Raw genomic sequence first — 1,484 nt, forward strand, 5'->3', positions numbered from 1 at the left:
CCGCAGGCCGCCGCCGCGCCGCCGCGGGACGCGCTCCGGCGGCTCGTCGGCGTCGTCACGCCGCTCGGCCGCGTCGTCGCGCTCGCGGCCGTCGTCGCGGGCGTCGCCGGGTACGCCCTCGGCTGGCGCGAGCTCGTCGCGGTCGCGTGGACGGCGGTCGCGCTCGGGGTGCTCGCGGGGCTGCACCTCGTCGGATCCGCGGGCGTCGAGGTCGCGCTCCGCCTCCCGCGCGACCGCGTCGTCGCGGGGGAGCGCGCGCCCGCGACGGTCGCCGTGCGGAACCCGCTGCGCCGGCGGGCGGTGGGGCTCACGGTCGAGGTGCCCGTGGGATCCGGGCTGGCCGAGATCCACGTGCCCTCCCTCGGTCACGGCCAGGTGCACGACGACGTGTTCGTCGTGCCCACGACGCGCCGCGGCGTGATCGCCCTCGGTCCCGCGCGCATCGTCCGCGGCGACCCGCTCGGGCTCGTCCGCCGCGAGTCCACCGAGGCCCGCGCGACCCGTCTCCTCGTGCACCCGCGCACGCTCGCCCTGCCGAGCACCAGCACGGGCTTCGTGCGCGACCTCGAGGGCCGGGCGACGCGCGACCTCGCCGATAGCGACGTGTCGTTCCAGTCGCTGCGCGAGTACGTGCCGGGCGACGAGATGCGGCACATCCACTGGCGATCGACCGCGAAGACCGGCGTGCACATGGTGCGGCGGTTCGAGGAGACCCGGCGGAGCCACATCATGGTCGCGCTGTCGCTGCGCGCGAGGGACTACGGGGCCGGGGATCCGGACGGGGAGGCCGCCGCGGCGGCTGCGGGGGGCGCGGCTGCGGGCACCGGCTCGGATCCCGTCGCCGCCGGGGCCGCGGGCGGGACCACCGCGGCGGCGGGGCGCGCGGGCGGCGCGCTCGCCGGATCCACCGCCGACGCGGAGTTCGAGCTGGCCGTGAGCGTCGTCGGATCCCTCGGCGCACGCGCCATCGTCGATGCCCGCTCGGTGTCGGTGGTCGCGAGCGCGGACCGCGGGGCCGGGCGCGGGCGGGCGGATCACGCTCCCGCCGTCTCGACGCCGGCCGGGGCCCTCCGCGGCGTCGCACGCCCGGGAGCGGCCCGGTCCCGCCCGCCCCGCCTCCACCGCCTCGCGACCGTCACGCCGACGCGCCTCCTCGACGACCTCGCGGAGATCCGCGCGACCGACCGCGCCGCGTCCCTCGTCGAGGTCGCGCGCGCCGCGGCCGACGAGGTCGCGGGCGTCTCCGTCGTCTTCCTCGTCTGCGGCACCGGTGCGTCCTCCGCGTCGATCCGGCACGCCGCCGTGGGATTCCCGCCCGGCGTGCAGGTGGTCGCCGTCGTGTGCGATCCCGAGGCCGAGCCCGGCCTCCGGCGCCTCGGCGACCTCACGGTGCTCACCGTCGGCTACCTCGACGACCTGCGCGGCGCCCTGCAGCGGAGCGGGTCGTGAGCGGGGCCGGGCTCGGCGACGCGGGCGGGCGGGCC

1 protein-coding gene is annotated in these 1,484 nt (G+C 79.2%); it reads left to right on the forward strand.

The genetic code is table 11. The features are described from left to right. Positions 1-1,449 (forward strand): DUF58 domain-containing protein (locus AWH51_RS14670; RefSeq protein WP_063072799.1); only part of this gene is annotated, 1,449 nt, incomplete at its 5' end. Between the last annotated feature and the right edge of the window lie 35 nt (positions 1,450-1,484).

The organism is Clavibacter tessellarius (genome assembly GCF_001618005.1).
Lineage (GTDB): Bacteria > Actinomycetota > Actinomycetes > Actinomycetales > Microbacteriaceae > Clavibacter > Clavibacter tessellarius_A.